The organism is Pseudomonas sp. B21-009 (assembly GCF_024749345.1).
GTDB lineage: Bacteria > Pseudomonadota > Gammaproteobacteria > Pseudomonadales > Pseudomonadaceae > Aquipseudomonas.
Map to the genome: position 1 here is coordinate 4,915,426 of NZ_CP087199.1, position 22,635 is coordinate 4,938,060.

Sequence of the window (22,635 nt, forward strand, 5' to 3'; positions counted from 1 at the left end):
ATGAGCCTTCAACCGAACAAGCTCCACGCCTTATTGGCCGGCACCCTGCTGCTGGCCAGCAGCATCGCCCTGGCCAACGGCCAGGCGCCGACGCCGGTGGCCAAGGAGCTGCAGCAGGCCAAGACCTACACCGTCAGCAGCGCGCCGATCGAGCCGCTGCAGATCCCGGCGCCGACCCTGCCCGACCTGTCCGGCTATAGCGCGCAAGCGGTGCAGAAAAAGATCGACCGCTCGCACAAGGGCAAGGTCTCGGTGCGGCGCATGCTCCAGGAAAACAGCCTCAAGGAGTTCATCGGCGGCGACAACAAGATGGCCGAATGGGTGGCGCGCCAGCATGGCATTCCCCAGGCGATCTTCATCGACGACGGCCATGTGAACTTCACCGAGCTGAGCAAGCAGGTGCCCGCCCAGTACCTGCGCGAAACCGCGCCGGGCGTGTACCTGGCGCGCCTGCCGATCGTGGTCGGGCAAAAAGGCGTGCTCGAGATCGACGCCAAGGTCAAGGAACTGCGCCTGTCCCAGGAGGGTGGCGCGTTCATCGTCAACGACGGCAAATTGTTCGTCAGCGACACCCGGGTGACTGGCTGGCGCGAGAAAGACAACGGCCCGGCGACCTTCCGCTCGCCGAAGGAATTCCGCCCGTTCCTGCTGTCGTGGGGCGGCACCGAGACCTACATCGTCAACAGCAAGATGGCCAGCTTCGGCTATGCCAAGAGCAAGTCCTACGGCGTGAGCATTTCTCAGTACACACCGAACATGGCCAAGCAGATGGGCCGCCCGGAACCCACCGGCTGGATCATCGGCTCCGAGTTCAGCGACATGTGGTACGGCTTCTACTGCTACGAAACCAGCGACTTCGTGGTCAAGGACAGCACCTACCGCGACAACATCGTCTACGGCATCGACCCCCACGACCGCTCGCACCGATTGATCATCGCCGGCAACACCGTGTACGGGACCAAGAAGAAGCACGGCATCATCGTTTCACGCGAGGTCAACGACAGCTGGATCATCAACAACAAGAGCTACGACAACAAGCTCTCGGGCGTGGTCATCGACCGTAACAGCGTCAACAACCTGATCGCCTACAACGAGATCTACCGCAACCACACCGACGGCATCACCCTGTACGAGAGCGGTGACAACCTGATCTGGGGCAACAAGCTGATCAGCAACCGCCGCCACGGCATTCGCGTGCGCAACAGCGTCAACATCCGCCTGTACGAGAACGTTGCCATGGCCAACGGCCTGGTCGGGGTCTACGGGCACATCAAGGATTTGTCCGAGACCGACCGCGACATCGCCCTCGACCCGTTCGACACCAAGGTCTCGCTGATCGTCGTCGGCGGTGAGCTGGCGGCCAACGGCAGCGGCCCGCTGTCGATCGATTCGCCGCTGAGCGTCGAGTTGTACCGGGTGTCGATGCTGGCGCCGAGCAAGGCCAGCGGCATCAGTTTCTCCGGAGTACTGGGCGATCGCCAGGACGAGATTCTCGACCTGATGGTGCGCCAGGGCAAAGCCGTGCTGATCGATCCGGTCGAGCGCCAGACCGAAATGCTGGACTGAGGAAGCCAATCCTATGCAACCACAACTGACCAAGCTGCTGAGCCTTTGCGGCCTCGCCACTGCCCTGCTGGCCATCAGCGCCGGCGCCTCGGCCGAACAGGTCCAGGCACCGGACTTCACCGCCGAGCCGTGCTGCCAACTGTGCCCGCAGGCCCACGACGCCAGCCGCTACACCACCCGCTACCAGCAGAACTTCACCACCCTGGTGCAAGCCCAGGGCGACTGGCTGTTCCGCACCCGCGAAGACCTGCGCACCGAATTCGACACCACCCCGGCCGGCTACCGGCGCCTGCAGCAGTTGCACGATGCGTTCAAGGCCAAGGGCGTGGAACTGGTGATCGTCTACCAGCCGACCCGCGGCCTGGTGAACCGCAACATGCTCAAGCCGGCCGAAAAGGCCGCGTTCAATTACGCCAAGGCGCTGCACAACTACCAGGCCATGCTCGGGCGCTTCAGCCAGATGGGCTACACCGTGCCCGACCTGTCGCCGCTGACCAACGAACAACTGGCTGCGGCCGACCAGGGCAAGGACTTCTACTTCCGTGGCGACCAGCACTGGACCCCGTACGGCGCCGAGCGCGCGGCAAAAATCGTCGCCGACAGCGTGCACAAGATGCCGGCCTTCGCCGACGTACCCAAGCGTGAGTTCGAGAGCCACAAGTCCGGGCGCATGGGCAAGACCGGCACCCTGCACAACGTCGCCGGGCAGCTGTGCGGCACCAGCTATGCGGTGCAGTACATGGACCAGTTCGTCACCGAGCCCAAGGGCGAGAGCGGCAGCGACGACCTGTTCGGCGACTCCGGCAACCCGCAGATCACCCTGGTCGGCACCAGCCACAGCGGCAAGAACTACAACTTCTCGGGCTTCCTTGAGCAGTACATCGGCGCCGACGTGCTCAACGTCGCCTTCCCCGGCGGCGGCCTGGAAGGCTCGATGATCCAGTACCTGGGTAGCGAAGACTTCCAGAACAACCCGCCGAAGATCCTCATCTGGGAATTCTCGCCGCTGTACCGCCTCGACCAGGAAACCATCTGGCGACAGATGCTCGCCCTGGTCGACAACGGCTGCGAAGGCAAGCCTGCGCAGATGAGCGCCAGCACCGCGCTCAAGCCAGGCAAGAACGAGCTGATGGTCAACGGCCGTAACGGCGTGATCAAGGACCTGACCAATGGCCGCCACCAACTGGATATCCAGTTCGAAGACAAGTCGGTCAAGACCCTGCAAGCCACCCTCTGGTACATGAACGGCCGCCACGAAGACCTGAAGATCGAGAAGCCGGAAACCGCCGACACCGATGGCCGCTTTGCCTTCGAGCTGCGCGAGGATGAGGACTGGGCCGCCCAGACCCTGCTCGCCGTCGAAGTCCAGGGGCCGGAAAGCGGCAGCCAGAAAGTCGAAGCCACGCTGTGCAAACGAAAGTGAGGCGCCTATGAAAAATTTCAGCACATCCCCTGTAGCAGCGCTCGCACTGGCGCTGGCCCTGTACGGCCCGGCCGCGCACGCCGCCGGGCTGGTCCCTCCCCAGGGCTATTACGCCGGGATCGAAAAACTCAAGACCGGCGACAGTGACTTCAAATGCGCAGCCATCCCCACGCCCTACACCGACAAGCTGCAGTTTCGCAGCAAGTACGAAGGCTCGGACAAGGCCCGCGCAACCCTGAACAAAGCCTCGGAAAAGGCCTTCCGCGACTCCACCGCGAGCATCACCACCCTCGAGCGCGGGGTCAGCAAACAGGTCATGCAGTACATGCGCGATGGCCGCCCGCAACAGCTCGATTGCACCCTGGAGTGGCTGAGCAGTTGGGCCAGCGCCAATGCGCTGATGTCCACCGACTACAACCACACCGGCAAGTCGATGCGCAAATGGGCGCTGGGCAGCCTCAGCTCGGCCTGGCTGCGCCTGAAGTTCTCCAACTCCCAGCCGCTGGCGGCGCACCAACAACAGGCCGAACTGATCGAGAAATGGTTCGGGCGCCTGGCCGACCAGGTGGTCAAGGACTGGAGCGACCTGCCGCTGGAGAAGATCAACAACCACTCCTACTGGGCGGCCTGGTCGGTGATGGCCACCGCCGTCGCCACCGACCGCCGCGACCTGTTCGACTGGTCGATCAAGGAATACCGCGTGGCCGCCAACCAGGTCGACGCCCAGGGCTTCTTGCCCAACGAGCTCAAGCGCAAGCAGCGCGCCCTGGCCTACCACAACTACGCCCTGCCGCCGCTGGCGATGATCGCCAGCTTCGCCCAGGCCAACGGTGTCGATGTGCGCCCGGAAAACAACGGCGCGCTCAAGCGCCTGGGTGAGCGGGTGCTGTCGGGCTCGAAAGACCCAGGCCCGTTCAGGACCAAGAACGGCGAGAAGCAAGACATGGACGACCTCAAGATCGACAGCAAATACGCCTGGCTCGAGCCCTGGTGCAGCCTCTACAGCTGCAACAGCGACGTGCTCGGGCGCAAGCACGACATGCAGCCGTTCAAGAGCTTCCGCCTGGGCGGCGACCTGACCCGGGTCTATGACCCGCAGGCCGAACAGAAAAAATGAGCTAGGACCTATCGCGGGTCAAGCCCGCTCCCACAGGAGCGCGGCGAACCCGCGATGCTTTAAACACTGCCCCCCCGCGTTCCGACATGGGGGGTTTGGGGGGCTGCTGCCCCGATTGCTAACGACAAGGAGAGATCGGGATGGTGTTTTCATCCAACGTGTTTCTGTTCCTGTTCCTGCCGATCTTTCTCGGCTTGTACTACCTGAGCGGGCAACGCTATCGCAACGCCCTGTTGCTGCTGGCCAGCTACGTGTTCTATGCCTGGTGGCGGGTGGACTTCCTGGCGCTGTTTGCCGGGGTCACCCTGTGGAACTACTGGATCGGCCTGAAAGTCGGCGCCGCCGGCGTGCGCAGCAAGCCGGCCCAGCGCTGGCTGTTGCTGGGGGTTGCGGTCGACCTGGGCATCCTCGGCTACTTCAAGTACGCCAACTTCGGCGTCGACAGCATCAACGCGATCATGACCTCGTTCGGCCTTGAGCCGTTCATCCTCACCCATGTGCTGCTGCCGATCGGTATCTCGTTCTACATCTTCGAGTCGATCAGCTACATCATCGACGTGTACCGCGGCGACACCCCGGCAACCCGCAACCTGATCGACTTCGCCGCCTTCGTGGCGATATTCCCGCACCTGATCGCCGGCCCTGTGCTGCGCTTCAAGGACCTGGCCGACCAGTTCAACCACCGCACCCACACCCTCGACAAGTTCTCCGAAGGCTGCACGCGCTTCATGCAGGGCTTCATCAAGAAGGTGTTCATCGCCGACACCCTGGCGGTGGTCGCCGACCATTGCTTCGCCCTGCAGAACCCGAGCACCGGCGACGCCTGGCTCGGCGCCCTGGCCTACACCGCGCAGCTGTACTTCGACTTCTCCGGCTACAGCGACATGGCCATCGGCCTGGGCCTGATGATGGGCTTTCGCTTCATGGAGAACTTCAAGCAGCCGTACATCAGCCAGTCGATCACCGAGTTCTGGCGGCGCTGGCATATCAGCCTGTCGACCTGGCTGCGCGACTACCTGTACATCACCCTGGGCGGCAACCGCGGCGGCACCTTCGCCACCTACCGCAACCTGTTCCTGACCATGTTGCTGGGCGGCCTGTGGCACGGCGCCAACTTCACCTACATCGTCTGGGGTGCCTGGCATGGCATGTGGCTGGCGATCGAGCGGGCCCTGGGCATCAACGCCGCGCCGCAGCGTTTCAACCTGGTGCGCTGGGCCTTCACCTTCCTGCTGGTGGTGATGGGCTGGGTGATCTTCCGCGCCGAGAACCTGCACGTCGCCGCACGCATGTACGGCGCCATGTTCAGCTTCGGTGACTGGCAACTGTCGGAGCTCAACCGCGCCAGCCTCACCGGCCTGCAAGTGGCAACCCTGGTGCTGGCCTACGTGACTCTGGCGTACTTCGGCCTGCGCGACTTCTATCGCAACGCCAGGCCCGCGCCCAAGGCCAGCCCGGTGGCCGTGCATGCCGACGGCAGCCTGAGCCTGGACTGGGGCCTGTACGCCACCCGCGCGTTGGTGCTGCTGCTGTTCGTGGCCTCGATCCTCAAGCTCTCGGCGCAAAGCTACTCGCCGTTCCTCTACTTCCAGTTCTGAGCGAGCCGACCATGACCCGACATTTACGCAAACTCTACGCCCTGCTGTTCCTCGCCCTGTTGCTGGGCCTGGGCCTGTGGTCGCTGGGCGGCCTGGGCAGCTTCCAGCGCACTGCACAGATGAGCGCCCTCGACGGCAAACTGGCCAAGGCCGCCGAAACCCACTACGACGAGCAGTTCCCGCTCAAGCGCATCGGCACCAACCTGTGGGCGGCGCTGGACTTCAAACTGTTCAACGAAGGCCGCCCGGGCGTGGTGCTGGGCCGCGAGCACTGGCTGTTCAGTGACGAGGAGTTCAAGCCGGTGGCCAACAGCGACCAGTACGAACAAGAGAACCTGGCGCTGATCCGCGGTGTGCGTGACACCCTGCAGCAACACGGCGTGCAACTGGTGCTGGCGATTGTGCCGGCCAAGGCGCGGCTGTATCCGGAGTATGTCGGCGAACAGACCCCGGCCAGCCTGCACACCGACCTGTACAACGAGTTCCACGCCCAGGCCCGCCAGGCCGGCGTGTTCGCCCCCGACCTGCTGGCGCCGCTGCAAGAGGCCAAAGCCCGTGGCCAGGTGTTCCTGCGCACCGACACCCACTGGACGCCGATGGGCGCCGAAGTGGTTGCCCAGCACCTGGCCGCCGCCGTGGCGCGCCAGCCCCTGCTCAACGGCGAGCCCCAGCAGTTCGTCACCGAACAACGCCAGAGCGCGCCATACAAGGGCGATTTGACCAACTTCCTGCCGCTCGACCCGCTGTTCAGCAACCTGCTGCCGCCGCCGGACAGCCTGCAAAAACGCAGCACCCGCCCGGCCGAGGCTGAAGGTGAAAGCGGCGATGCATTGTTCGCCGACAGTGAAATCCCGGTGGCGCTGATCGGCACCAGCTACAGCGCCAACCCCAACTGGAACTTCCTCGGAGCCCTGCAGCAAGCGCTGCGCAGCGACGTGGTCAATTACGCCGAAGACGGCCATGGCCCACTGCTGCCGATGCTCAAGTACCTGCAAACCGACGCCTTCAAGAACAGCGCGCCGCAAGTGCTGATCTGGGAGTTCCCGGAACGTTATCTGCCAATGAAAAACGACCTCAGCGCTTTCGATCCGCAGTGGATCGCGCAGCTGAAAAAAACCCGCAATGCCAATCAAGACCTGGCCCTGTCGTCCCATCGGACGGAAAACTGAAGAGGAAACGCACATGACCTTGCATACCCAAAAGCTGCGCATCGCCAAAGCCTGCGCCCTGGCCGCCGGCCTCAGCCTGCTCTCGCTGCAAGCCCTGGCCGGCGCCGACGCCGCGCTGTATGGCCCGACCGCGCCGAAAGGCTCGACCTTCGTGCGCATCTACAACGCCGGCGCCCAGCCAGTGAGCGCCAGCGTTGGCAACACCCAGATCAGCGAAGTGGCGGCCCAGGGCAGCAGTGACTTCAGCTTCATGCCCCAGGGCGATTACAGCGCCAAGGTCGGCAGCCAGAGCCTGCCGGTCAAGCTCGCCGCCGATCACTACTACACCCTGGTCAACAACGCCTCGGGCCAGCCGCAACTGGTCGAGGAGCCACCGTTCAAGAACAAGCAGAAATCCCTGGTGCGGGTACAGAACCTCAGTAGCCAGGCCCTGACCCTGAAGACCGCCGACGGCAAGACCGAAGTGGTCAAGCCGGTGGCCGCCAAGGCCCGTGGCGAGCGCGAGATCAACCCGGTCAAGGTCAGCCTGGCGCTGTATGAAGGCGATAAAAAAGTCAGCGATCTGAAGCCTGTGGCGCTTGAGCGCGGCGAAGCGGCGGTGCTGTATGTCACCGGTTCCGGCAGCGGCCTGTCGCCGGTCTGGGTCAAGCGCCCGGTATCCACCCGTTAACCACCTGCCTATTTCTATTTTTGGAGAACACCCATGATTCCAGTCATTCTGTCCGGTGGTAGCGGTTCGCGTCTGTGGCCGCTGTCGCGCAAGCAGTTTCCCAAGCAGTTCCTGGCCCTGACCGGTGAACACACTCTGTTCCAGCAAACCCTCTCGCGCCTGGTGTTCGACGGCATGGACGCGCCCATCGTGGTCTGCAACAAAGACCACAAGTTCATCGTCAGCGAGCAGCTGCAAAGCCTCAAACTTCAAACCCAGGGCATCCTCATGGAGCCCTTCGGCCGCAACACCGCGCCGGCAGTGGCACTGACCGCGATGAAGCTGGTTAACGAAGGCCGTGACGAGCTGATGCTGGTGCTCCCGGCCGATCATGTGATCGACGACCAGAAAGCCCTGCAACGGGCCCTGGCCCTGGCCACCGTGGCCGCCGAGCGCGGCGAGATGGTGCTGTTCGGGGTGCCGGCGACCAAGCCGGAAACCGGCTACGGCTACATCAAGTCGAGCCAGGACGTGCTGCTGCCCGAAGGCGTCAGCCGGGTGGCGCAGTTCGTCGAGAAACCGGATGAAAAACGCGCCGCCGAGTTCGTCCGGGCCGGTGGCTACTTCTGGAACAGCGGCATGTTCCTGTTCCGCGCCAGCCGCTTCCTCGAAGAGCTGAAAAAGCACGACGCCGATATCTACGACACCTGCCTGCTGACCCTGGAGCGCAGCGAGGAAGACGGCGATAACCTGAGCATCGACGAAGCCACCTTCGCCTGCTGCCCGGACAACTCCATCGACTACGCGGTGATGGAAAAGACCCAGCGCGCCTGCGTGGTGCCGCTGTCGGCGGGCTGGAGCGATGTCGGCTGCTGGTCGTCGCTGTGGGATGTGCATGAAAAAGACCACAACGGCAACGTCACCAAGGGCGACGTGGTGGTCCAGGACAGCCACAACTGCATGATCCACGGCAACGGCAAGCTGGTATCGGTGATCGGCCTTGAGAACATCGTCGTGGTCGAGACCAAGGACGCCATGATGATTGCCCACAAGGACAAGGTCCAGGGCGTCAAGCAACTGGTCAACACCCTCAACGAACAGGGCCGCAGCGAAACCCAGAACCACTGCGAGGTGTACCGGCCGTGGGGCTCGTACGACTCGGTGGACATGGGCGGGCGCTTCCAGGTCAAGCACATCACCGTCAAGCCCGGTGCCAGCCTGTCGCTGCAGATGCACCACCACCGCGCCGAGCACTGGATCGTGGTGTCCGGCACTGCCGAGGTGACCTGCGACGAGAACGTGTTCCTGCTCACCGAAAACCAGTCCACCTACATCCCGATCGCTTCGGTGCACCGCCTGCGCAACCCGGGCAAGATCCCCCTGGAGATCATCGAAGTGCAGTCCGGCAGCTACCTGGGCGAGGACGATATCGAGCGCTTTGAAGATATCTACGGACGCTCGACGCCGATCGAGCGCGGGATCTCGATCAAGACCATCGCGCAGTAAAACCCCAATCGCGGGGCAAGCCCGCTCCTAAACATTGTGGGAGCGGGCTTGCCCCGCGATGCTTTTTGGTTAGGATGAAAGCACCCCCACCCACAAGGTTCGCTCCATGTTCATCGGCGCCCTGCTCATCCTCACCTGGCTGGTCCTGCTGCTGCGCTACCCGGCCAAAGCCCTGCCGATTTCGCTGGCGGCACTGTTCGGCCTGGGCCTGGTGGCGTTGTGGGTGGTCTGGCTGGACAACCGCGAAGCCAGGCAACTGGCCCACCTGGAGCTGCGCCTGACCTACGCCCCGGAGCAATGCCCGGCCGATCGCCCGCTGCAGGTGCACATCAACAACGGCAACCCGGTGCCAATGGTGGAGCTGCGCTGGCGGGTCGCGGCCTATGCCCCGGGCGATACCGTCAACCTCGCTGAGAACACCTACGCCGCCCCGCGCTACCGCGGCCCCGGCGAGCTGCAGCCCGGCGCCAGCTGGCAGGAGTGCCTGCCGTTGCCGCCACTGCGTTCCGGCTACCGGCCACAGAGCGTCGACTACCGCGCCGAGCACCTGCAAGGCAGCTTCGCCGACTGAGCACCTGGTATTTTTGCCAGGTTACCCAAGCGGCAAAATCCTGTTGAATGACTCCGCGTACTTCACTGCCTAGCGGAGTAAGGTCATGGTCGATACATCGCCAGCGGTTCAGGACCAGTTCAAGCAACTGTTCGAACGGATCAATCATCATCAACCGCTGGCCAGGCCCGTGGTGATCCTGGTGTATTCGGACACCTGCCCGGCATGTGCCGATGCCAAGCGCAACGTGACAACCCTGGCCGATAACGGCTATCGGGACCGGGTTGACTTCTACCAGCTGACATTCGCTGCCTTTCAAACGTTGTCCCTCGACACCCAGGTCACCCACGTGCCCACTCAACTGCTGTATGACAGGGCAAGCCAACGCCAGCTCTGGACCGGCATTTGCACCGATCGGTTGGAAAATGCATTGAAAACGCTGATTGCTGAACTATGATCCAGTACCCCCACTGCTCAAGGACAGCAGCTCATGCCCAGCGTGTTGATCACCGGATGCTCCAGCGGTATCGGTCTGGCTTTGGCCGAGACCTTCAAGAATGCCGGTTTCGAGGTCTGGGCCACGGCGCGCAAGGCCGAGGACGTAGACCGCCTGGCCGCCAGCGGCTTCAATGCCCGCCAACTGGACGTCAATGACCAGCAGGCGCTGACGCAACTGGCCGGTGAACTGGAACAGCACGGCCAGGGCCTCGATGTACTGATCAACAACGCCGGCTACGGCGCCATGGGGCCGCTGCTCGATGGCGGCGCCGAGGCGATGCGCCGGCAATTCGAAACCAATGTGTTCGCCGTGGTCGGGGTCACCCGCGCATTGTTCCCGGCGCTACGCCGCAACAAAGGCCTGGTGGTGAATATCGGCAGTGTTTCCGGGGTACTGGTCACGCCGTTCGCCGGCGCCTACTGCGCCTCCAAGGCGGCCGTGCACGCCCTGAGCGAAGCCTTGCGCCTGGAAGTGGCGCCCTTTGGCATACGGGTCATGGAAGTACAGCCTGGCGCAATTGCCTCGCAATTCGCCAGCAACGCCGGGCACGAAGCCGAACAACTGATCGGTGAACAATCGCCGTGGTGGCCGCTGCGCGAAGGCATCCGTGCCCGCTCACGCGCCTCCCAGGACAAACCGACCCCGGCGGCCGACTTCGCCCGCGATGTCCTCAAGGCCGTGCGCCAGCCAGAGCCGGCGGCGCTGGTACGCCTGGGCAATGGCAGCCGCGCCTTGCCGCTGCTGCAAAACTGGCTGCCGCGGGGCTTGCTGCAGCGCGTGCTGAAAAAACGCTTCGGCCTGGACCGCGCGCTCTAGGCGATCGAGCGCAGCACGCCGGGTGCATGACCGCGCAACGATCACCCCTGGGCGGCGGCCTGCAACGGCTCGCTGAACGGCTGCCATCCACCGCCCAGCGACTTGTACAAGCCAACCAGGGCCTGGGACACCGCCGCCGAACTTTCGACCCACTGTTCCTGGCTGGCCAGCAAGGCGCCCTGCACGCTGAGTACATTGAGAAAGTCCACGGCGCCCTCGACATACTGCTGCTGCGCGGTCTGCAGGGCGATGCGGTTCTGGCGCACGGCCTCTTCGAGCAGGTCGCGGCGCAACTGGCTGGCGTTGTACAGGCGCAGCACATCGTCGATTTCGTGCCAGGCGCGCAGTACCACCTGCTGGTAGCGCAGAGCCGCTTCCTGCTGCTGGGCTTCGCGCAACTTGAGCACGCCGCGCAGGCGCCCGCCTTCGAAAATCGGCAAGTTCAGTTGCGGGCCGATGGCGAATCGACGCGCATCCCAGCTGCCGAAATCCGATAACTGCAGTGACTGCAAACCGACATTGCCCGACAAGCGGATGCTCGGATAAAAATCCGCCTTGGCCACCCCGATACTGGCGGTGGCGGCATGCAACTGGGCCTCGGCCTGAAGAATGTCCGGGCGCCGCTCGGCCAGCTCCGACGGCACGCCGATGGCAAAGCGTTGCTGCGGCGTCGGCATCGCGCCTGGCTCCAGCAATTCGGCCTGCAGGCTGCGTGGCGGCTCGGCCAGCAACAGGCCGAGGGCGTTGATCAATTGTGCCTGGCGCTCTTCCAGGGTCGGCAGGCGGGCCTCGACCGAGGCGACCTGGGCACTGGCCTGGGCCACATCGAGGGCGGTGGCTACCCCGTCGCGCAGGCGCATTTGCGACAGGCGCAGGCTGTGCCGCGAAACCTCAAGGTTCTCCCGGGTGACGGCCAGGGTGCTCTGCACCGCTCGCAGCTGGATGTAGTTGCCGGCGGTCTCGGCCAGCAGCGACAACAGCACGCCACGGCGGTCGTTCTCGGCGACTTCGACCACCGCGTCGGCGGCTTCGACCTGGCGGCGTACGCGGCCCCAGAGGTCAAGCTCCCAACTGGCGGTAAAGTCGCCCTGCCAGAGGTTGAAGGCCGACTTGCCGCCGTTGCCGGACGGGTCGTTGAGGCCTTCGGCACTGTTGCGCGCCCGGCTGTATCCGCCGCCCAGATCAACCGACGGGGTTTGCTCGGAAGCGATGCTCATGCGCAGCGCGCGGCTTTGCAGCAAGCGCGCGCTGGCGATCTGCAGGTCGAGGTTGCGCTGGCTGGCGCGCTCGATCAGGGCACTGAGCTTGGGGTCGTGAAAGCTTTCCCACCAGCGCTGCTCCAGCGGTGTAGCCTGGGCTTGACTGGCGGCGGGGGTTTCCTGCAGCGCCGGCCATGCGGCCGGGGCATGGCTGTCAGGCGCGCTGAAATCCGGGCCCAGGCTGCAGCCGGCCAGCAGGCTCAGCAGCAGCGGGCAAAGGGCGAATGCAGGTTTCATCGGGCGCTGACCTCTTTACCGGTACTCAGGCTCGCGCCGGTATCGATCGTGGCCACCACCGACATGCCGACCCGCAGGCGATCCAGCAATGGCTGGTTGGCGTCGAAGACAATTTTCACCGGAATGCGCTGCACCACCTTGGTAAAGTTGCCGGTGGCGTTGTCCGGCTTGACCGCCGCGAAGGTGACACCGGTAGCCGGGGCGATGCTCTCGACCCGCCCGTGCAGGTATTCATCGGCGAAGGTGTCCACGCGGATCTGCACCGGCTGCCCGGGTTGCACGTGGGTCAGTTGGGTTTCCTGGAAGTTGCCGAGCACATAGGCGTGCTCCAGCGGCACCACCGACAGCAGCCGCGCCCCCGGGTTGACGTAGGCGCCAACGCGCAGCGCGCGCTCGCCGACCATGCCGTCGATGGGTGCGACGATGCGCGTGTACGACAGGTCCAGTTGCGCCCGCTCAAGGCTTGCCTGGGCATGCTTGAGGCCCCCTTCGGCGCTGTCGACCTGGGCGCTGAGGATATCCACCTGCTTGCGCGCCGCCGCCAGCGCCGCCTGCGAGTTGGCCAGCCGCGCCCGCGCCTGATCAACCCGGCTGCGCGCCTGCTGGGCGTTCTGCACGGTACCGGCGCCCTGCTCGGCCAGGCGGCTGTGGCGGGTCAGTTCGTGATTGGCGAAGGCCAGCTCAGCCTGGTCGGCACTGACCGCGGCCTGGGCCTGGTCGATCAGCGAGGCCTGGCGCTCGAGGGTCGCCCGGGCGTTGTGGCTTTGCGCGCTGGACACCAGCAGTTGCGCCTGCGCCGCCGCCAGCGCCGCCTGGTAGTCGCGGTCGTCGATCTGCGCCAGCAACTGGCCGGCCTTGACCTGCTGGTTGTCCTCCACCAGCACCTGCTTGATAAAGCCGGCCACCTTCGGTGCGATCACCGTGTAGTCGGCAGACACGTAGGCGTCGTTGGTGCTCTGCGCGCTGTCGTGGCCCAGCAGCATCGGGCCGAACACGCCGGCAATCCCTGCCACCACCAGGGCGGCGACGATCAAGGCGGTTTTTCGGTGAGTTGTTGTCGTGGTCATGTCTTTCTCTCAAATCCGCAAACCTAGGCCACCGCGCGCGGTGGGTAGATCCGGGTAGGCACAAAAGGAATCAGTACAATCAGCGCCGCAGCCAGCAGTGCCATGCACAGGTAAAGATCGGCCGAGGTCAGCACCAGGGCTTGTTCATGGATGCGCCTGGCCAGGCCCGGGGCGCTGCTGTCGGCCAGCGGCGAATTGCCCAGGCTGTCGACCAGCGCATTGGAGTGAAAATGCCGGCGCACGGTGGTCAGCGCCTCGATCAAGCCGGCCGCAACCACCGAAGCCAGGCCCTTGACCGTGTTGAACCAGGCCGAGGCAAACGGCCCGTCCTGTGGGGTCATGCCGCCGGTGGCCAGCATCAGCAAGGGGATCACCGACATCGGCTGGCCGAAGATGTGCAGCAGTTGCAGCAGGTAGAAGTTGTCGCGAATCCACACGCTGGTGAGCTGGCTGCCCAGCGCGCACGACAGCGACAACATGCCCAGCCCCGCCGCCAGCACCCAGCGGCAATCCACTGCGCGAATGTTGCACAGCGCCGCCACCAGCGGCAGCGCCAGCAACTGCGGCAAGGCCACCAGCAGCATCAGCGGGCCGGTCTGCGCCGGGCGGTAACCCTGGATCTGCGCCAGGTAACTGGAGGGGATGATGATCACCGCCGTCAGCACGATCAGCACGCCGAACAGGGTCACCAGGGCGTGGGTCAGGTTGCGCACCTTGAGCATCTGCAGCTTGAAGAACGGCAGCGGCTCGGACCACTCGTTGCACAGGAACAGCACCAGCAGCACCAGGCCGCCACCGAGCAGCCAGCAGATCAGCGGTGAATCGAACCAGCCCATGCGATCCCCCAGGGTCAGGCCGATCACCAGCGTGCAGATGGCCGGCAGGCCGAGCAGCAGCCCGCGCCAGTCGAACTGCCTGAAGCGCTCCAGGCGCAGCGGGTCCTGGGGCAGGCCCCAGGCAACACAGGCCATTGCCAGCAATGACGGCAGAATGATCTGCCAGAACGCCCACTGCCAGCCGACATATTCAGTCCACAACCCGGCCAGCGGCGTGCCCAGGTTGGGCCCGAAGGTCGCGGTCAAGGCATAGCCGGCCAGGCCGTAGACCTTGATCCCCGGCGGCAGGAAACGCAGGGCGACGCTCATCAGCATCGGCGGCAACGCCCCTGATGCCAGGCCCTGCAAGGTGCGCAGCAGCATCAGGCTGGACAGGTTGGGCGCATACGGCTGCACCAGCCCGAGCAGGGCAAACACGGCAATGGCGCACAGGGTAAAACGGCGCAGGGAAAAGGTCGCCGCCAGCCACGGCGAAAAGGCCATGGCCGAGACCGACGCCGCCGAATACACCGCGATCAGCCAGGCGCCCTCATCGGCGCCGATGAACATGCCACCACGGATATCGGCCAGCGAGGCCTTGGTGACCATCTCGTTGAGGCCGGCGCAGAGCACCGCCAGCAGTACCCCGAGCAGGCCGACCAGAATGCGCGTGCCAAAAGCCGCCGGCGCCGCCGTAGCGGCAACCGGTCGGGGCAGCACAGGTAAAGGAGTCGCGGTCAGCGAACTCATCACAGACATCTCCGGACAAACAAAAGAACCGGCGCAAGTCTATGAAGGGGCAATGCTTACGAAAACTGACATATTGGCAGTTTACTAGTGCAGCAAACGCAATCGACTGGTTCAGCGCTGCTCGCTGCAGCACGCCTTGAGGGTCTGGCGCAGCCAGCGGTGGGCCGGGTCGTTGTCAAAACGCGGGTGCCAGGCCTGCATCACCGTCACCCGTTCCAGTGGCAACGGGATGTGGAACGAGCGCAGCGGCAGGCCGAGCTTGGTCACGCTGCTGAGGATATTGGCCGGCATCGGCAGCAACAGGTCGGAGTCAGGCAAGGAGAACATCGCCGAATGAAAGCTCGGGGTGATCAGCGCCACCCGCCGCTGCACCTTGTAGTTGGCCAGCTCGACATCGATCGGGCCGTTGGCGCGGCCGCGGCGCGAGACGCTGATCTGCGGGTAGGCGGCAAAGCGCTGGGGGGTGATTTCGGCCTCGAAGATCGGGTGATCCTGGCGCGCCAGGCCGACGTAGATGGTGTTGAACAGGCTCTGCATCTTGATCTCGGGGCCCAGGTCGATGGTCGAGCTGACGATCAGGTCAGTGCCACCGTCGCGCAGCACCGCATCATCGTCACCACCGCCTTCCGGGACAAAACGCAGCACGGTGTGCGGCGCCTGCTCGTGCATCATCTGCAGCAGTTGCGCGCCATACAGGGCGATGAACAGGTCGTTGGTGCGGATGTTGAAGGCCCGGTCGAGGGTTGCCAGGTCGACTTCTTCGCGGCTGCGAAACACCAGCCCGGCCTGCTCGACCAGGGCCCGCACCTGCTCGTGCAGGGCCAGCGCCCGCGGCGTCGGCACCAGGCCACGGCCGGCGCGGACCAGGATCGGGTCGCCGATGGCCTCGCGGATTCGCCCCAGGGTCCGGCTCATGGCCGCCGGGCTGAGGTTCATGCGCCGCGCTGCGCCGACCACGCTGCCCTCATCAAGCAGGGCATCGAGAGCGACCAACAGGTTCATATCCGGGATCTGCATTGCCAGGCATCCATGACGGGTAAACAAGGGCCGATCTTAACAGCTCGGCAGCGGCCATCGGGTTGCGCGTCACGCAACTACACAGTGCATGCCAGGCCATTTATCCGCAGGCCGGGGATCCTCAACAATAGCCGGCTCGACTGCCGCCCAGAGAAGCCGCCCATGCTCAGCCCCGTATTGATTGCCATCGATGGATCGCCCGCCTCCCAGGGCCTGGTCGAGCTCGCGCAACAGTACTGTTTGCCCAACTGCCATCGCCTGCAGGTGGTGCTGGCCATCGACAGCGCCTTCGCCCTGAGCGACGGCCCGGGGGCGATCAGCCTGTACGAGCAGCAGGAATACCCGGCGGCCACCGATGAGCAGCGCCATGCCGTCCAGGCCGTGCGCCAGGCCCTGGAGAACCTGCGGGCGCTGGGCTTCGAGAGCGAAGGCAGGCTGGTGCCGGGCGAGCCGGTGGCGGCCATCGTCGCTGCCGCCCGCGCGCTTGAGTGCGAGCTGATCATCATCGGCCACCGGCACTTGAACCGCCTCGGGCGGTTGCTCGATCCGTCGATCAGCAACAAGGTGATCGATCAGGTCAGTTGCCCGGTGCTGGTGGATTCGCGCCAGGCTTGAGGCGCTTTTAGCCTTCTTTCCGAGCCGGCTTGACCACCACTGTGCAGGTGGTCCCCGCCGCCAGTAAAAAGCCTTCCGGCACTTCATCGATGTGAATCCGCACCGGCACCCGCTGGGCCAGGCGCACCCAGTTGAAGGTCGGGTTGACATCGGCGATCAGTTCGCGGCTTTCAGGGTTGTCGCGGTCATAGATACCGCGCGAGATGCTCTCGACGTGGCCCTTGAGCCGCTCGCCGCTCATCATCTGCAGCTCGGCCTGGTCACCCACGCGCACGTGCGGCAGCTTGGTTTCTTCGAAAAAGCCATAAACCCAGAACGAGTCCTTGTCGACCACCGCCATCTTCGCCTCGCCGGTGCGCGCGTAATCGCCGCGATGGACGTTGAGGTTGGTGACATAGCCATCGACCGTGGCGAGGATCCGGGTTCGCTTGAGGTCCAGTTCGGCCGCCGCCAGCTGCGCCTGGGCCTGCTGGTAATCGGCCAGCGCCGAGTTGGCGATGTTGCTGGCATCGTCACGGTTCTCCCGCGAGATCACCAGGTTGTCCATGTCGGCGCGGCGATGGGCGTTGACCTTGCGCATCTCCCAGGTGGCCTTGCGCGAGGCGACCAGCGCCTGGGCCTGGCGGACCGCCACCTGGTAATGCTCGGGGTCAATCTGCAGCAGCACGTCGCCCTTCTTCACCAACTGGTTGTCGCGCACCGGCACGTCGACCACATAGCCCGGCACGTCGGCGGCGACGTTGATGATATCGGCACGCACCCGCCCGTCGCGGGTCCAGGGCGTGTTCATGTAATGCACCCAGAGCTGGCGACCGATCACCACGGCAGCGGCCAGCACGAGCAAGGTGGCGATCAGGCTGAAAAACTTTTTCATCAACAGGGGTCTCAACGGTAGAGAGTCAGGGCCATGGATCCGAACAGGCAGATAAACAGGCACAGGCGCAGCAGCGCCGGGTGCCAGAAAAAGCGGTAGCCGTCATGGCTGGCGATGAACCGGTCCAGCCCCCAGGCAAGCCCGGCGGCGAACAGGAACATCAAGGTCATGGTCGGCATGTAGACGCCATGGAAGGCGATTTCACGAGGCATGGGGCAGTCCTTTGGCCGGGGCCAGTTCGGCCAGCGGCGACTGAGGGTCGAGCAACGAAGTACGGATGAAGTGCAGGTAGCTCTGCACCCGGCGCAGGGCCGAGGTGTCGAAGTGGCGGGCGAACGGCTCGTCGGTGGCCTGTACGCGGCTGATGGCGTGATCCACCGCCACCAGGGCGCGCTCGTGGTTGCTGGCGCTCGGTTGCATGAACAGCCGCGCCAACGCCCGGCCCATGACCCGGATGGCCTGGCGCCAGGGCTGCGATTCGGCATAGCACGGGTGCACTGGCAAGATTGCCTGTTCCTTGCGCAGCTCGATGATCGCGTGGCCAACCTCAAGCACCACGAACATCCAGCGCAGCAGCTTGCTCTGCACCAACGGCTGGCCGACCGCCAGGCCATAGGCCTGGTGCAGCAGGTCGCGGGTGCGGCTTTCGAAGCTCGAACCCAGGCCGCGCAGGCGCCCGGTAATTGCATACAGCACCTGGGCGCGCAGGTCCTGCTCCAGGCGGCTCCACAACCAGCGGCTGTTGGGCGGCAGGATGATCGCCCCGGCAGCGGCGCAGACCAGCATGCCGATGACCATGGCGATGTAGTCGTTGATGAAGTTGTAGGGGTTGTAGATGGTCAGGTTGTCGGGCACGGAACCGGTGGCAAAAAAGATCAGCAGGCCCAGGCCATAACCGGCATAGGCCGGGCGCGAGGCGAGGAACGCACCGAACACGAACACCGGCGCCAGCACCAGGCACAGCAACGGGAAACCGTCGATCCAGGGGAACACGAAGAAGGTTTCGAAGAAGCCGACAAAGGCGCCGAACAAAGTGCCGCAGGCCATCTGGAACGACATGCGCTTGGGGTTCGGCGTCGCCGCCGAGAGGCCGACGGTGGCGGCGGCGATCAATGTCATCATCGCCCCGCTCGGCCAGGCGGTAAGAATCCAGAAACTGCCCAGCACCAGCAAAATGAACGAAGCGCGCACACCGGCGGCCAGCGAAGCCATCCAGTTGGTCTGCGCCACATAGGGCTCATCCCACTGCTCGCGGGCATGGTTGTGTTCGGTCAGCGAGGCGTGGGTCTGGGCGTAGCTGTGCATGTCGTCGACGAAGCGGTACAGCAGCTCGTAGGCGGTGTGAAAATCCAGCAGGTCGGCGTCGCTCGGGCCGCTTTCGACATAGGCCGCGCGCAGCGTGCGCACGCGCTCCGGCAAGCCTTCCTTGTAGGCCGCCAGTTGCTCGGCCAGGCGCGCCGCATCGCGCTCGGTGAGGCCGCGCCCGGCATAACCGTCGAGCAGCTCGGCCAGGGCGGTGAGCCCGGGTTCGATGGCGGTGACGATCTGCAGCGGCCCACGCAAACGCAGGCGCTCAAGCAACTGGTGCAAGGCGTTGAAGCGCGTGGTGATGGCCATGAATTCGCTGTTCATGCGCCCCAGGCGACCGTTGCGCCGGCGCATGTGCGGGTCTTCGAAGGCGGTAACGCTGCGCAGGCTCTCCAGGCCCACGGCCTCGGCGATAAAACGCACGTTGCTGCTTTCGAAGCGGTCGCGCTGGCTGTCGCCACGCAGGCCCTCGGCAACGAAACCGGCGAACACGCCGAAGCGCTGGTACAGGGCGTTGCGCATCGAGGCACTGGCCGACTGCGGCAAAATCGCGGCGCTGACCAGGGTCGAGACCAGAATCCCCAGGGAGATCTCCAGCACCCGCCACACGGCGGCCATGAACGCGCCGTCGGGGTGCTGCAAGGCCGGCAAGCCGACCATCGCCGCGGTATAACCGGCGAGCACGAAACCATAGGCGCGGAAGGTGCGGTAGCGCATGGCACCGGCCGAACACAGGCCGACCCAGATCGCCAGGCTCGGCAGGAACAGCTCGGTGTTTTGCGGAAACAGGGCGATCAGCGCGACCATCATCGACGAGCCGGCCAGGGTGCCGAGCAGCCGGTAGAAGCTCTTGGCGAACACATGGCCGCTCTGCGGCTGCATGACGATGAACACGGTGATCATCGCCGTGCGCGGTTGCGGCAACTCCAGGCGCATGGCCAGCCACAGGGTCAGGAAGGCGGCGCTGAGGACCTTGAAGATGTACACCCAGGTCACCCCGTCGGTGCGCAGCCATTCAAAGAACCCGCGACGCCACTCCAGGGTGGCCAGCCAGCGAAACGGCAGGGTCAGCGCGCTCATTGGGCGTGAACCGGCTTATCGAAAATCGCCAGGGTCGCCGGGGTCTTCGGCGCCTGCTGGCGGTCTTCGCCGGGCACATCGCTACCCGCGCCCAGGCCGCCGCCCAGGGCCGTAACCAGCTCGGCATGGGCACTCAGGCGCGCAGCCTGGACCTGCTGCTGGATCTGCTGCTGGCGGAACAACTGGGTTTGCGCGTTGAGCACATTGAGGTAATCGGTCAGGCCGCGCTGAAAAGCGATCATGGCGATGTCGTAGGTTTTTTGCGCCGAAGCCACCGACTCGGCGGCAAAGTGCTGTTGCTCGTTCATCGACTCACGACGAATCAGCTGGTCGGAAATGCCCTTGAGCGCCTCGACCACGGTCTGGTTGTAGCGCGCCACGGCGATGTCGTAACCGGCCGAGGCAACCCCCAGCTGCGAGCGCAGGCGGCCGCCGTCGAACACCGGCAGGCTGATCGCCGGGCCGACGTTGTAGTTGAATTTGCGCCCGGTCAGAAACTCCAGCGCGCCGCCACCGGTGGCCATGAAGCCGAGACCACCGACCAAATCGACATTGGGGAAGAAGCCTGCATGGGCGACATCGATACCACGGGCCTGGGCCGCCACCTGCCAGCGGCTGGCGACCACGTCCGGGCGCTGGCCGACCAGTTCGGCGGGCAACGCCGAGGGCAGCTTCAACGCGGTACCCAGGGCCAGTTGCGGGCGCTGCAACTGCGCGCCCTGCCCCGGCCCTTTGCCGGCCAACGCCGCCAGTTGATTACGCGCCAGAGCGATTTCTTCATTGAGGGCATCGAGCTGGCGGTGGGTTTCCGGCAGCGGCGTCTGCGCCTGGCTGACTTCGAAATGGGTGCCGATACCGCCGGCCAGGCGCCGTTCGGCCAGGGCCAGGATCTGCTCCTGCTGCTCAAGCTCGGCCTTGACGATATCGCGCTGGGCAAAGTGCAGCGACAGCTGGATATAGACCTTGACGATGTTGTTCTGCAGCTCGAGCTGGGCCTGGCGGGCCTGGGCCACGCTCATGTGGGCCATGTCCACGGCCTGCTCGCTGGCATTGCGTTCGCGGCCCCAGAGGTCGAGGGCATAACTGAAGCCCAATGCCGAATTGTTGTCCCAGGTGTTGGAACCCGACAGTGCGCCAGGGCCATAGAACTGGTCTTCCGGCCAGTTGTGGCGCTTGAGCGTCGACTGGCCGTTGACCTGCAGTTTCTCCGCCGACTCGACCACCCCGGCCATGGCCCTGGCTTCGCGCACACGGGCGGCGGCCATGGCCATGCTGGGGCTGTCGTGTACGGCCAGGGCGATCCAGCGATCGAGTTGCGGGTCGCCGTAGGCCCGCCACCATTGCTGCTCGGGCCAGTGGGCGTCGAGGGCGGCATCACGGATGGCCGCGTCGGTGGTCAGGGTATTGGCTTGCAGCGTCTTGCTTTGCGGGGCAATGCCCCAGGTTCCGATACAGCCGCTCAAGGTCAAGCTAAAGGCACAGGCACTGAGCGCATTGAGCGCTCTGATAATGCGACGCGGCACAGCTGCGAATTCCCGACGTAGAAGGTGGATGACGCTTGGAGAGGCAATTCTAGGGGGCCGCCGCACTGGCGATAAGCGTGCATTACTGCGAATCTTTGTTACGAAAACAGCGATAATCCGGCTTTAGTCTGAAGACCGCCCCGGTTACTTCATGTCACAATTTGTCGTCTACTTTGAGAGCGACCCATGGACACCCTGCAAAACATGCGTGCTTTTAGTTGCGTCGCGCAAGTCGGCAGCTTCACTGCCGCGGCCGTGCAACTGGATACGACCACCGCTAACGTATCGCGGGCGGTCTCCAATCTTGAAGCCCATCTGCAAACCCGCCTGCTCAACCGCACCACCCGGCGCATTGCCCTGACCGAAGCCGGCAAGCGCTACCTGATGCGCTGCGAACAGATTCTTACCTATGTCGAAGAAGCCGAAGCCGAAGCCAGCGACGCCCATGCGCGCCCGGCCGGGCAGCTCAAGGTGCATTCGATGACCGGGGTCGGCCAGCATTTCGTCATCGATGCCATCGCCCGCTACCGCGAAACCCACCCGGACGTGACCTTCGACCTGACCATGGCCAACCGCGTGCCGGACCTGCTCGACGAGGGCTACGACGTGTCGATCGTGCTGGCCAGCGAGCTGCCAGACTCGGGCTTCGTCTCCCAGCGCCTGGGCATTACCTACAGCATCGTCTGCGCATCGCCCGAATACGTGAAGCGCCACGGTATCGCCCACAAGCCCAGCGACCTGCTCAACCACGCCTGCCTGCGCATGGTCAGCCCGGTGATCCCGCTGGAAAAATGGCTGTTCGACGGCCCCGAAGGCCAGGAAGTGGTGAACATCACCCAGGCGCCGTTCCAGGTGAACTCCGCCGATGCGATGAAAACCGCGATCCGCAGCGGCATGGGCGTTGGCGTGCTGCCGATCTACTCGGCCATAGAGGGCCTGCGCGATGGCTCGCTGGTGCGGGTAATGCCCGAGTACCGCCTGCAGGAGCTGAACCTGTACGCGATCTACCCGTCGCGCCAGTACCTGGATGCCAAGATCAAGACCTGGGTCGAGTACCTGCGCAACTCGCTGCCGGAAATTCTCGCCGCCCACGAAGCGGACCTGAAAACCCACGAACTGCGCATTGCCACCTGAAATCTTGCTGCACAGCGGCGGTGGAGAATGATAGCGTGCTACCCATTCTCCACCGCCCGCAGA

General features: G+C 64.7%; 20 protein-coding genes. 12 read left to right on the forward strand and 8 right to left on the reverse strand.

The window, feature by feature from the left end; genetic code table 11:
- From algG to LOY34_RS22700, 10 genes are all read left to right on the forward strand, one after another.
- Positions 1–1,566 (forward strand): mannuronan 5-epimerase AlgG, encoded by a 1,566-nt coding sequence (gene algG / locus LOY34_RS22655; RefSeq protein ID WP_195884982.1) that lies wholly within the window; start codon positions 1–3, stop codon positions 1,564–1,566.
- 13 nt (positions 1,567–1,579) lie between these two features.
- Positions 1,580–2,989 carry an alginate O-acetyltransferase gene (locus LOY34_RS22660; protein WP_195884983.1) on the forward strand — a complete coding sequence of 470 codons (1,410 nt, stop codon included), beginning with the start codon at positions 1,580–1,582 and terminating at the stop codon, positions 2,987–2,989.
- A 7-nt stretch (positions 2,990–2,996) separates the two neighbouring features.
- A complete protein-coding gene (locus tag LOY34_RS22665; RefSeq protein ID WP_195884984.1) occupies positions 2,997–4,106 on the forward strand; it encodes a mannuronate-specific alginate lyase in 1,110 nt (369 codons plus the stop codon).
- A gap of 140 nt (positions 4,107–4,246) precedes the next feature.
- On the forward strand, positions 4,247–5,704 hold the full coding sequence (locus LOY34_RS22670; protein ID WP_195884985.1) for an MBOAT family protein: 1,458 nt from the start codon (positions 4,247–4,249) through the stop codon (positions 5,702–5,704).
- An 11-nt stretch (positions 5,705–5,715) separates the two neighbouring features.
- The gene (locus tag LOY34_RS22675) at positions 5,716–6,873 is read left to right on the forward strand and encodes an alginate O-acetyltransferase (RefSeq protein ID WP_195884986.1); all 1,158 of its coding nucleotides are present in this window, start codon (positions 5,716–5,718) and stop codon (positions 6,871–6,873) included.
- A gap of 13 nt (positions 6,874–6,886) precedes the next feature.
- Positions 6,887–7,543, forward strand: coding sequence for an alginate O-acetyltransferase AlgF (locus LOY34_RS22680; protein WP_258664038.1), 657 nt, complete (start codon positions 6,887–6,889; stop codon positions 7,541–7,543).
- 33 nt (positions 7,544–7,576) lie between these two features.
- Complete coding sequence (locus LOY34_RS22685; protein ID WP_045197221.1) at positions 7,577–9,028, forward strand: mannose-1-phosphate guanylyltransferase/mannose-6-phosphate isomerase; 1,452 nt, start codon at positions 7,577–7,579, stop codon at positions 9,026–9,028.
- A 106-nt stretch (positions 9,029–9,134) separates the two neighbouring features.
- Positions 9,135–9,599 carry a multidrug transporter gene (locus LOY34_RS22690; RefSeq protein WP_258664039.1) on the forward strand — a complete coding sequence of 155 codons (465 nt, stop codon included), beginning with the start codon at positions 9,135–9,137 and terminating at the stop codon, positions 9,597–9,599.
- A gap of 85 nt (positions 9,600–9,684) precedes the next feature.
- Complete coding sequence (locus tag LOY34_RS22695; protein WP_093379691.1) at positions 9,685–10,035, forward strand: thioredoxin domain-containing protein; 351 nt, start codon at positions 9,685–9,687, stop codon at positions 10,033–10,035.
- A gap of 33 nt (positions 10,036–10,068) precedes the next feature.
- Positions 10,069–10,893: an SDR family oxidoreductase gene (locus LOY34_RS22700; protein ID WP_093379686.1), complete on the forward strand. Its 825-nt coding sequence runs from the start codon at positions 10,069–10,071 to the stop codon at positions 10,891–10,893.
- A 41-nt stretch (positions 10,894–10,934) separates the two neighbouring features.
- Here LOY34_RS22700 and LOY34_RS22705 read toward each other — a convergent pair whose 3' ends face one another.
- The 4 genes from LOY34_RS22705 to LOY34_RS22720 all read right to left on the reverse strand — a co-directional run bounded on the left by LOY34_RS22705 (position 10,935) and on the right by LOY34_RS22720 (position 16,038).
- A complete protein-coding gene (locus LOY34_RS22705; RefSeq protein ID WP_195884987.1) occupies positions 10,935–12,389 on the reverse strand; it encodes an efflux transporter outer membrane subunit in 1,455 nt (484 codons plus the stop codon).
- Positions 12,386–13,456 (reverse strand): HlyD family secretion protein, encoded by a 1,071-nt coding sequence (locus LOY34_RS22710; RefSeq protein WP_093379678.1) that lies wholly within the window; start codon positions 13,454–13,456, stop codon positions 12,386–12,388. Before LOY34_RS22710 ends, LOY34_RS22705 begins: the two co-directional genes overlap by 4 nt.
- A gap of 23 nt (positions 13,457–13,479) precedes the next feature.
- Entirely contained in the window at positions 13,480–15,021 is a 1,542-nt protein-coding gene (locus tag LOY34_RS22715) for an MFS transporter (RefSeq protein ID WP_093379674.1), read from the reverse strand.
- A 111-nt stretch (positions 15,022–15,132) separates the two neighbouring features.
- The gene (locus LOY34_RS22720; protein ID WP_045197211.1) at positions 15,133–16,038 is read right to left on the reverse strand and encodes a LysR family transcriptional regulator; all 906 of its coding nucleotides are present in this window, start codon (positions 16,036–16,038) and stop codon (positions 15,133–15,135) included.
- Positions 16,039–16,200: 162 nt separating this feature from the next.
- Between LOY34_RS22720 and LOY34_RS22725 the strand changes: the two genes are divergently transcribed.
- Positions 16,201–16,653 (forward strand): universal stress protein, encoded by a 453-nt coding sequence (locus LOY34_RS22725; protein ID WP_093379669.1) that lies wholly within the window; start codon positions 16,201–16,203, stop codon positions 16,651–16,653.
- 7 nt (positions 16,654–16,660) lie between these two features.
- Here LOY34_RS22725 and LOY34_RS22730 read toward each other — a convergent pair whose 3' ends face one another.
- Genes LOY34_RS22730 through LOY34_RS22745 form a run of 4 tightly spaced genes read right to left on the reverse strand, consistent with a single transcriptional unit; the run spans position 16,661 to position 21,438 of the window.
- The gene (locus tag LOY34_RS22730; RefSeq protein WP_093379665.1) at positions 16,661–17,527 is read right to left on the reverse strand and encodes an HlyD family secretion protein; all 867 of its coding nucleotides are present in this window, start codon (positions 17,525–17,527) and stop codon (positions 16,661–16,663) included.
- Positions 17,528–17,538: 11 nt separating this feature from the next.
- The gene (locus tag LOY34_RS22735) at positions 17,539–17,739 is read right to left on the reverse strand and encodes a DUF1656 domain-containing protein (RefSeq protein WP_028943216.1); all 201 of its coding nucleotides are present in this window, start codon (positions 17,737–17,739) and stop codon (positions 17,539–17,541) included.
- Positions 17,729–19,915, reverse strand: a complete 2,187-nt coding sequence (locus tag LOY34_RS22740) for an FUSC family protein (protein WP_045197206.1) — start codon at positions 19,913–19,915, stop codon at positions 17,729–17,731. Before LOY34_RS22740 ends, LOY34_RS22735 begins: the two co-directional genes overlap by 11 nt.
- On the reverse strand, positions 19,912–21,438 hold the full coding sequence (locus LOY34_RS22745) for an efflux transporter outer membrane subunit (RefSeq protein WP_195884988.1): 1,527 nt from the start codon (positions 21,436–21,438) through the stop codon (positions 19,912–19,914). The genes LOY34_RS22740 and LOY34_RS22745 overlap by 4 nt, the downstream gene beginning before the upstream one ends.
- Before the next feature lie 186 nt (positions 21,439–21,624).
- Here LOY34_RS22745 and LOY34_RS22750 point away from each other — a divergent pair, with 186 nt between their 5' ends.
- Positions 21,625–22,572 carry a LysR family transcriptional regulator gene (locus LOY34_RS22750; RefSeq protein WP_045197201.1) on the forward strand — a complete coding sequence of 316 codons (948 nt, stop codon included), beginning with the start codon at positions 21,625–21,627 and terminating at the stop codon, positions 22,570–22,572.
- Positions 22,573–22,635: the final 63 nt, after the last annotated feature.